Origin of the sequence: Ohtaekwangia sp., from assembly GCF_036568665.1 — a bacterium.
Classification (GTDB): domain Bacteria; phylum Bacteroidota; class Bacteroidia; order Cytophagales; family Cyclobacteriaceae; genus Ohtaekwangia.
Genome location: NZ_DATCSD010000463.1, coordinates 1 through 9,004, shown reverse-complemented (window position 1 = coordinate 9,004; position 9,004 = coordinate 1). Strand labels below are relative to the sequence as shown.

At 40.7% G+C, this 9,004-nt stretch carries 8 protein-coding genes; 3 read left to right on the top strand and 5 right to left on the bottom strand.

The window, feature by feature from the left end; translation table 11 throughout:
• Nucleotides 1-90: 90 nt before the first annotated feature.
• The 4 genes from VIN08_RS27265 to VIN08_RS27250 form a co-directional block, all read right to left on the bottom strand.
• Nucleotides 91-501 (bottom strand): hypothetical protein, encoded by a 411-nt coding sequence (locus VIN08_RS27265; RefSeq protein ID WP_331972631.1) that lies wholly within the window; start codon nucleotides 499-501, stop codon nucleotides 91-93.
• Nucleotides 502-514: 13 nt separating this feature from the next.
• Nucleotides 515-1,402, bottom strand: a complete 888-nt coding sequence (locus VIN08_RS27260) for a DUF6443 domain-containing protein (RefSeq protein WP_331972628.1) — start codon at nucleotides 1,400-1,402, stop codon at nucleotides 515-517.
• 1 nt (nucleotide 1,403) lies between these two features.
• Nucleotides 1,404-4,868, bottom strand: a complete 3,465-nt coding sequence (locus VIN08_RS27255) for a hypothetical protein (protein ID WP_331972625.1) — start codon at nucleotides 4,866-4,868, stop codon at nucleotides 1,404-1,406.
• A gap of 240 nt (nucleotides 4,869-5,108) precedes the next feature.
• A complete protein-coding gene (locus VIN08_RS27250) occupies nucleotides 5,109-6,038 on the bottom strand; it encodes a hypothetical protein (protein ID WP_331972622.1) in 930 nt (309 codons plus the stop codon).
• Between the two features lie 574 nt (nucleotides 6,039-6,612).
• Here VIN08_RS27250 and VIN08_RS27245 point away from each other — a divergent pair.
• From VIN08_RS27245 to VIN08_RS27235, 3 genes are all read left to right on the top strand, one after another.
• Entirely contained in the window at nucleotides 6,613-7,458 is an 846-nt protein-coding gene (locus VIN08_RS27245) for a helix-turn-helix domain-containing protein (RefSeq protein WP_331972619.1), read from the top strand.
• A 46-nt stretch (nucleotides 7,459-7,504) separates the two neighbouring features.
• Nucleotides 7,505-8,218, top strand: coding sequence for a hypothetical protein (locus VIN08_RS27240; protein WP_331972616.1), 714 nt, complete (start codon nucleotides 7,505-7,507; stop codon nucleotides 8,216-8,218).
• A gap of 113 nt (nucleotides 8,219-8,331) precedes the next feature.
• On the top strand, nucleotides 8,332-8,784 hold the full coding sequence (locus tag VIN08_RS27235; RefSeq protein ID WP_331972613.1) for an SRPBCC family protein: 453 nt from the start codon (nucleotides 8,332-8,334) through the stop codon (nucleotides 8,782-8,784).
• Nucleotides 8,785-8,862: 78 nt separating this feature from the next.
• Here the strand turns inward: VIN08_RS27235 and VIN08_RS27230 are convergent.
• Nucleotides 8,863-9,004, bottom strand: a 142-nt coding sequence (locus VIN08_RS27230; RefSeq protein WP_331972634.1) for a glucoamylase family protein, incomplete at its 5' end; no start/stop codon positions are given.

The following is a 9,004-nucleotide window of genomic DNA, read 5'->3' as shown; positions in this document are numbered from 1 at the left end:
TTCGATGACACAGCATAACTGCACAGTATACATACCAGCAGTATATAGGAAATAAGGGTAGATAAAGTAGATCTCATCGGTCAACGAAAATTATAGTGCAGTAAGGCTGCTGATTTTAAATTCATACATATCCGGAATGTCTTCTCCTTCCAGCACCAGTATACGTACCGTTGTTTCACTGCCGGATTTTGTAAAGGTGATCGTACCCGAATTACCGCCCGTAGTTACCTGGTATATAATCGAACCGTTGTTACTCACATTGCTCCACGAACCGTTTACGGTGTTTACGGCATAGGTATATTTTACATTGCCTTGTGCGTCCTGCCACTCAACGGAAGTATTGCTGTGAGAGATAATCTTATCGCCTCCGGCAGAGAGTATATTACCTGTATTGCTATCCGTAACAGACGATGCCTGCCACGCAAGCGTTGTAGTGGTTATGTTCTGCGCCTGTAGCAAACAGGGAATCAACACTATAACTAAGAATAACATCTTTTTCATATAATATTGATATTTAGTTGGCTATAGTATTTTTCACGGCCCTCACTCCTTCCGGAGGAATCACAGTCACCAGATTGCCAAAGTCATCATATATATAATAAGTGGAAGCGTAATTGATATCGTTTACCACAGTTGTGTTGTCAACTACTTGCACACGTTTCAATATTAAACGACCGGTGTTGTCTGTATACTCGATCACTTCGTTCCCTTGTTCATCTTTCGTTTTTACCTTGTTAAGCTGACCCTCCGGATAGTATATGAGCATTCCCGGTGTATTGATATCGGTTACTGAAACACCATTGACTGCATCATACTTCCAAAGCAATACTTCGTTGGCATCGTTAAGAGTATATAATTTCTTTGTTGTATGGTCTGTAGATGTATAATTGTCAGTGCCGTCCGGTTGCCATGTAGCACCAATACTCCCAACAACAATCGGGCGAATGAGCGGGCTTGTCTCAAATCTCGTTTCGGCATAAGGCTTCAGATCCAGTGGAGTCTTATCAGTAGAGGGATTGCTGTAAAAAAGAAATTGAGGCGAGATAGAGTAGTCCGTTGTCCCCAATGCATTGGCTTTAAACCATCCATTCTGCTCAGTAGATATATAGGGTAAATAATGTATAGCTTCTCTCCCGAATGCATCGTATGTCTGTGGCTGTACTACATCCATTTTCGCAGGCGACCCTTGACTTGTCACGATCTGAGTCGTCCTCCCAAGGCCGTCCACATAAGTTGTCGTCTCCACCTTATCACCAATCGTAAGTGATGTAGCTTGGCTTGGCGTCACAACGTTCTTTACCTGTATAGCTTCCTCTTTTACATAATTATAATTGTTTGAGGGTTGTCCAAAACTTAAACCAGCTGATATAAAGAGACTGAAAAGAGTTATATAACGTACCATATTAGCGTTGTTGATAATTATAGGTATATTTTTTTATGATATTGTCATCATTGTCCCGGATGAGTACAAGTCTGCCCAAATCGTCATATTCATATTTTAAAAGACGTTGATTCGGATCGGTAACCGATTTTAAACCCACAAGTGGGTCATACGTGTATGTGGTCATCAATGCACCCACTGGATAAAAACGAACTTCATCAACCTGACCGGTAAGATTTATAGTATAACTTGTTCCTGTAACTGTTATAGTCTGCTGTTGAAGTTGCCACGCTCCTGCTACAGGTTTACTCCACCAGGAGAGTATATATTTACCAGCGGTAAGTTTTGTGAGCAAGCTCGAATACCCATCCGTTTTACTTTTGTGGCCGGTTTTGGCATCATCCCAAGCACTGTTACCGGTTTCCTCAAAGCTGGTATGAAAAATCTGGTCGGGTAGTGCATTCTTCGCTTCGGCAATTATATAGGTATCACTATATCCCCACACATAGGCACTCGGTACGTCACCCGGTTTAGATTGTCCGCGTAGATTAGCTTGTACATCATAATCAAGATAGTTATAACGCAGATCAAAATTACCGGCATTCTGCTTAGTCTCTACTGATTCAAGTAATGGCATTGTAGTATTATATAGTTTGTAATTACTCTTCACTACTTCTACACTGGTACCTGTTGTACTTTCGGTTGCAATGACTGGTGATAGTATATGTTGATTTACCATTTCAGTCTTGGCAGACTGGGCAGTTGCCGACAGCCCCGGGTAACTGTCCGAAGTATAATATTGTTTTATAGTCGTTGTTCTTCCGTCACTACGTGTAATATCCGTTTGAGTAGGAAATATATGTTGAGTGCTGCCGTAAGTATAGGTTTTGGTAGTTGCCTCCGGGTTTTTCTCTGTGGTTGACATTAAGAGTATTTTTTCCGAATGTAAGGCAGGATATGCTTCGACCTCATAAGCCAAACCAACATTGGTAGTAGGCAAGCTTTCGTACGCCAGGCTATAATAAAAACTCTCAGCCACAGTCTGGTAATCGTTGATGACCTGTTTTACCATTTGCGATTGCCCATTTACAAAAGCATAGTCTGTTTTTCGCTTTAACAAACCATTCTTGCTATAGCCAAGGTTAAGCATTCCAGGTTTTCTGTAAGGAAGTTGCATGCCCCCGCTTACATCACCAACTACATACGTATAGTCAAGTACCAGATCAGAAGTATTCTCATATTCATACACAGTCTTTCCAAGTGTTTGGGTATTGTCGGTTGTAGACGCTATATATTCAGTAACTTTATCGTAACCGACTATATTACCCTGCACAGAAGATGACAGGGCACCAATACTGTTTGCATAACGTACGAAATTAAAGCACTGAGTTGGCCAACTCACCGGGCCTTCATCACCACCAGGATTCACTTGCTGTGTAGTTGCTTCATAACGAGTATATATAGGAGGAGACATTCTCCGTCCATACGAATATGTTTCCGGTACTCCATTATTATTTTTATCCTCTTGATAATGATAGTCATAAGTCTTTACAGACACAGCGTTACCATTTTCATCCAGGTTGGTAATTTTCCGTATTCGTAAACCTCCTGCGTTATCATAACTGTTGGAAGATGAAGCCACTGTGCGGGCTACTTTCCAGGTGAAATTCATGGTTACCCCCGCTAAACCTGTAACTGTTCCGATTTCAACTTGCCAGGGATGCATTCCGTTCGTTGCTTGAACGTTCACTTCTGTGGTACATACTGGTCCGCCACATGACAAACTCGTATTGGTGAAAGAGCGGGTATAGCCAAATGCTGTCGCAGAGATATTGGATGAAGAATGAAGGGAAGCACGTTCAGCATCACTATTGGCCTTGAAGGTAAATGTCACTTTAACATCGGTGCCAACTTTACTGGAACAATCAATGGCTCCTGTAAAAGTTCCTGCCACAACGCTTCCCGTCAAAGGTATAGTTACATATTCAGTATGATCCTCCAGATAGGTGGTTTCGAAATCATTCGCATAAGAGCTGCGCGATAGCGTTTTGTCATAGGTATTAGACTCGTACTCAAATAAAGTCTTCCCTCCGGTAGGGTAAGTCAGGTCGGTTAAAATAAAAGCCTGCGCACTGGGAGGGTCAACTTCACGATCAGCACCGGTAAATGTTTGATAGCTCTGGGTTCCAGCAGGTATATTGTAAATAACACCGGTATACTTTGGAACCAAAGTAGAATTAAACTTACCGTTATTAAATCCCCAGTGATCAATCGCTTTGCTGTCCTTCGGAAAGTTTACCAGATTTCCACCCTGGCTATTTTTTACTTTATAATTAAAAATGTAAGGAGGAAGTGTTATTTCTCCTGCTTTCTCAATTAGCTGATCAAGCTTTAGACGTTTACGATTAGAAAGGGTACTGCCATCATTAAAATGCGTATAAACAAAATCAAATTCTTTCACGGGCGCTGCATTGGTCACACTATAAACCTTTAGCGAATTCATCCGCTTGCCTCCTGCTAAATCCTCTCGCAGATCGTCATAATTCATCTCCACGTACCCATTGCGAAAATCAATTCGCGATACTTGTAATGCGGTGTACTCCCGCGCCTGGCTTATTGTACTGGTAGTTCTTGCATTATCGCATCCCCAGCTTACAACTTCGTTGGTGTAGGGCTGGCCGGTAATAGTTGATGACAGATAGTGATATACTATAGATGCTCCGCTGGGAGCTGTAACAGAAGTCAAATACCAGGAAGTAATTTGCTGTGACGTATTCTCTCGTTCTACATCCTGAAATATATACTTTATTCCATGTTCATCGATAATAGTAAACTTATCACATACTTCATTTACTATATTCGGTATGATCTTAATATCCGCATACCTGTCTAATACTGGCTGACCAGCTTGATCAAGTATAAATTTTCCACTTCTTCCACCGAAATTAAAATTAAAAACATCAATTTCGGTATCAAAACCTTCGGGACTCCCATCATAAAGAGGCGACATATCGTATGAGTTATTGGAAGTTTGTCCATAAAAATATCGCCCTGTAGGATTGGAATTAACTGTCAGTATATTCTTTGATAAATTTTCCTTTATTTCAGAGAGTGACAAAAAATTCTTAAAATCATTTTTATCTTTTATCGACTGCGAAATTATCCCGCCACATTGCAAGGTCCAGCCGAGACCAACCGTGCCAGATTCCTCGCTGGCACGAATCCCTCCGGCATGATAACTTAGCGATATTGGTGTAGATAACTCTTTATCTGTAATCTGGTATAATGGAATTTCAATAGACGGAACTCCGGTGTAATAACTTACAGGAATATCACCGTATTTATGAAAGGTGGCTGCGTTCGGAGATGGCGGGATGATTTTAAGGTCGTATGACTGCGTAACAGGTCTGACCTGTGCGAAAAGCTCAGGGGCCAGTAATGTAAAAAAAATGAGCAATGAAATGCTTGCAATAATGCGATGATGCATACCAGGTAGGGATTAGCTTTTTGTTAGGATAATTCTAAATTACTTTGTCTATAGGTAATTCCTTATATACAAGAGTAAATCACAATTCATTTTTAAATATAATCAAACAGATTTGATGACCAAGTTTATTACAGGAATAATACTTTATTCGCTATGCCTTTATATATTCATTCAGAATAAAATTCCACTGTTGAGGTGTACGTATAGATAGTTGCTATATCCTTCCAAATAGGTTATACTTTAAAAATGATAATTCACCCCCAGGAAAAACGCTGATAAGTTATTGTGAAATGGTTCGGATGGTTCACTCAGATTTACTGCTGGTATATATCCTGCTCCTATCTCATAATGTTTATACAGCAAGCATGAAAGCCTGATCGGAATTGAGAGCCAAAAGTTTGCCATAGCTGGCTCAGATTCCTGTACACGTGGAGCTCCCGGATATCCTGTAACAAAAACATAATTTGCTTTTTTATAAGTAGAAAAATTAGCGCGCAATCCGGCACCTGCACGAATCTTCACTGTTGGAGCACTATAAAAATTATATAGCAGATTTGCTCCAAATGATGTATTACTTTGCTTAAATGTATAATTTACCGTTAACGGATAACTCATGCTGTTATCTTCTGTAGTCGATTTTAGTGTAGCTTTACTAAAGGCTAAATCAAAACGAAAGAACAATCGACCGGTTTGAGGTTTAATGGCTATATCATAGCCGGCAAAGAAATATGGAACATAGGTCGACTTCTTTGTTGCATTGAGTGAAAAATTACTACCAGTTCCATTATCTAGCGTAAGCATATTTCGATTTATACCCACACCAATAAAAAAACCGGTACTCTGTTTTTCAACGGAGATAGCTTCTTTACGCTCATTCTGATCTTCTCCTCCGTTTATCTCATCAACAATCTTTTTAAGATAACCTTCTGAATAAGCCGCTCGCTTAATTCTTGTTTCCAGTTTTTTTGAAAGCACTTGATTGCTACGGGCGCACTGCGCCAACTGATTTTTATAGCCCTCGCGCACGCGCATCTGTCCACCATCCCGATACACGTCATAGTATAATTCCTCGGGTACGTTTTGACCGGGCGTCTTATAATAAAAGCGAGGCTTCACTTGGTCTCTGTATAAAAACAGTTTTATATTCTTTCCGTCTGATAAAATATTCATCAGTACAGTATCCGAAACATTGGGCTTCCTGACAGATATCGAAGTTTTACCCAGGCTAACTTCATTCATGCTGATAGATACAAAGAAGCGCTGATAGGCACAATAACCCGGCGCTTTGAAATATTGAATCTGGTTTACAGTAAAGTTCTGAGCAGGGCCGTCCAACGTCTTTTTAAAATCAATCTCCTGGGGAGATTTCTCCCATTCGCGAACGTTAATGTACCCGTGAACGGTGTCTTGGTTGGTAACAATAAAACCTTTTTGAAAATTACTTTGGGCACTAAGTGAAAATGCCAGACTAAAACTAAGTAGGCAGGCTAAGGGAAATTTCATGCAGGGTTAGGATAATTTATTTGGCCAAATATAAATAAATCAAAATCATTAAATATGCAGATTGTTGGGCATAACCTGATAGTATACTGTAGAGGCAGCAAATTGCATCAGTCATGTTCAGCTTTATCACATAGTTTTAGAATAACTGCTTGCCGTAGCAGATTTACCATGATCGAAGCCTTCCTGGTGTTGCGCATTACTAACAATTAGACTATATTATTAGCTTCAATACCCCCCTCCTATGTTTCGTTTCCAAACGTTTCCACCTTCGCGTGCCTTGAGAGAATACCTGTATTGTTATCTTATATCTGATGTGATTGACGATAATGACCTCTCCATCGAACATGAAGCCTTGCCGATGGGTATAACGACCATCTGCTTCTCTGATATAACGGCATCGTACTTCAATAGAACAGTTTCAGATCAACGTTATTCGCTTGCCCCGGATATAGCGCTTGTAGGACAAATGGTACAAAAGGGAGAGAGCATTTTTTGCAGGCCATTCAGAAGCGTAATAGCGTTGTTCAAATCGACAGGAATATTTCAACTTAGCGGAATTCCTATGAATATTATCACAGGCCGTCATTCAACAGATGCCACTGCGGTGTTTTCTCCAAAGGAGTTTCGTGAATGTCGTGAGCAAATGTTTCAGCACAACGATCCTATAAAAATTGTAAATGTGTTAGACAACTTCTTATGGAGTAAATTTAAAAGCCGTAAGAGTGATGTGCGAAATCTCGATAAGCTGGCCGAAGTAATCAATCAAAATATGGGTAACGTTAACCTGAATTGGCTAACAGATCAAACGAACATGAGTATAAAAACACTTGAGCGTCACTTCACCGAAAAGATAGGGCTCACGCCAAAGTACTTTGCCCGGATTATCCGCTTCAGGAATGCACTCCAGCTATTAGAGAATAAAGGCAGGCAAACCGATGTGATAAAAGTTGTGGAAGCCTGTGGATATACCGACCAGGCACATCTCATTAAAGAGTTTAGACACTTCTCTAATCGTACACCAAAGTTTTACTATGCCAACGAAGATATACTATCTCCCTTCTTCCTGAAATCAATGACTGAAAAATGACGACTTTTTACAAGGATTAAACATTGAATATTTTTCATATTCCCCAATGGAAACATCAAACCGCAATATTTCATTTTTCTTTATAGCAGTCGCTATTGTTATATTCATTGGCTTTTTCAAAACCTATTTTGGTCTGTTCCCTTTCTTCTCAGGTGTGGACGCGTTCCATCACTTTCATGCCATCGTGCTTATTACCTGGCTTGTATTGCTTATCGTCCAGCCAATTCTTATTCAACAAAAAAAATTCAGACTACACAGATGGCTTGGTAAGTTTTCTTATTTCCTGGTTCCATTTATAGTGGCATCCATGCTGATGGCTTATCGGGTACAGTATTTCCGATTAGATAAGCTTGGAATTTCAAAAGTCGAAAACCTCGGTCTGTTATTTACTCCGTTTACAGATATATTTCCCTTTGTTACCTTTTATATACTGGCAATCGTCAATGTGCGAAATACTCCCGCACATGTTCGCTATATAGTGGCTACTGCGTTAATTGTCGTGGGAGCTGGCATTGTCAGAACGCTAACATTACTGGTTAAATTTGACGACATCCTGACGTACTTCCTAACGTCTATCATTATCACAGCGCTGTTGTTTATGCTCTTCATTCTCCTGGACCTGATAAAAGGAAAGGCTGTACTGAAAAATCCCATGACACTTGCCTTCCTCGTATTCCTTATACCCAACGCACTTTTCTTTGTTATACCTCAAACCGCCTGGTGGCAGACTATAGCAGCCGGAATTGTAAAAATTATGTAGTCTGCAATACAATTTGTTTTGAAATCAAAGCATTATCTCTACTCCTGCTGACATACCGTTGTCATGCGCAGGCATGAACTTCATTCTATAAATCAAATCCAAACACCACAGCTATGAGTAAAGAACTAATTGTAAGGAACAACATTGATATCAATGCACCGGCTGCCCGCGTATGGGATGTGCTGACGAACCCCGAACAAACCAAGAAGTATATGTATGGATGCGAAGCCCTCTCTGACTGGAAGAAAGGAAGTACGCTGATATGGAAAGGTATATTTGACGGAAAAGAACTGGTTGCCGTGAAAGGCCACGTAGTGGATATACGCCCGAATGAATACCTGGCCTACACAACGATAGACCCTAACATGGGCCTGGAAGATATACCGGAGAACTATGCTACTGTTACCTATACACTCAGCGGTAACAACGGCAAAACAAATCTCGCAGTAACACAAGGCGACTTCGCCAAACTCGCCAACGGCCAACAACGCTACGAAGACGCCACCCGCGATGGCGGCTGGGGACCTTTACTGGAAGAGATCAAGAAAGTGGTGGAAGCGCATTGATGTGTTCAGGTGTTTATGTGTTGAAGTGTTGATGTATTTTCCTAAACATCAACACCTCAACACACCAATACATCAACACTATTTAAAGTCTAGCTTCTTCAACCCCTCTTTCACCTCAGGTGCTGACATAAATAACTTCCACAACAGGCCGGAGCGGTAATTTTCGATCATTACAATCTCGGGGCCTTGATCGATGGCGAGGTAGCGTGGTGTATACCAG

Bases quoted from the DNA above. Each gene is read 5' to 3' on its own strand.
- VIN08_RS27265 (WP_331972631.1), bottom strand. From the start codon at position 501: ATGAAAAAGATGTTATTCTTAGTTATAGTGTTGATTCCCTGTTTGCTA.
- VIN08_RS27260 (WP_331972628.1), bottom strand. From the start codon at position 1,402: ATGGTACGTTATATAACTCTTTTCAGTCTCTTTATATCAGCTGGTTTA.
- VIN08_RS27255 (WP_331972625.1), bottom strand. From the start codon at position 4,868: ATGCATCATCGCATTATTGCAAGCATTTCATTGCTCATTTTTTTTACA.
- VIN08_RS27250 (WP_331972622.1), bottom strand. From the start codon at position 6,038: ATGAATATTTTATCAGACGGAAAGAATATAAAACTGTTTTTATACAGA.
- VIN08_RS27245 (WP_331972619.1), top strand. From the start codon at position 6,613: ATGTTTCGTTTCCAAACGTTTCCACCTTCGCGTGCCTTGAGAGAATAC.
- VIN08_RS27240 (WP_331972616.1), top strand. From the start codon at position 7,505: ATGGAAACATCAAACCGCAATATTTCATTTTTCTTTATAGCAGTCGCT.
- VIN08_RS27235 (WP_331972613.1), top strand. From the start codon at position 8,332: ATGAGTAAAGAACTAATTGTAAGGAACAACATTGATATCAATGCACCG.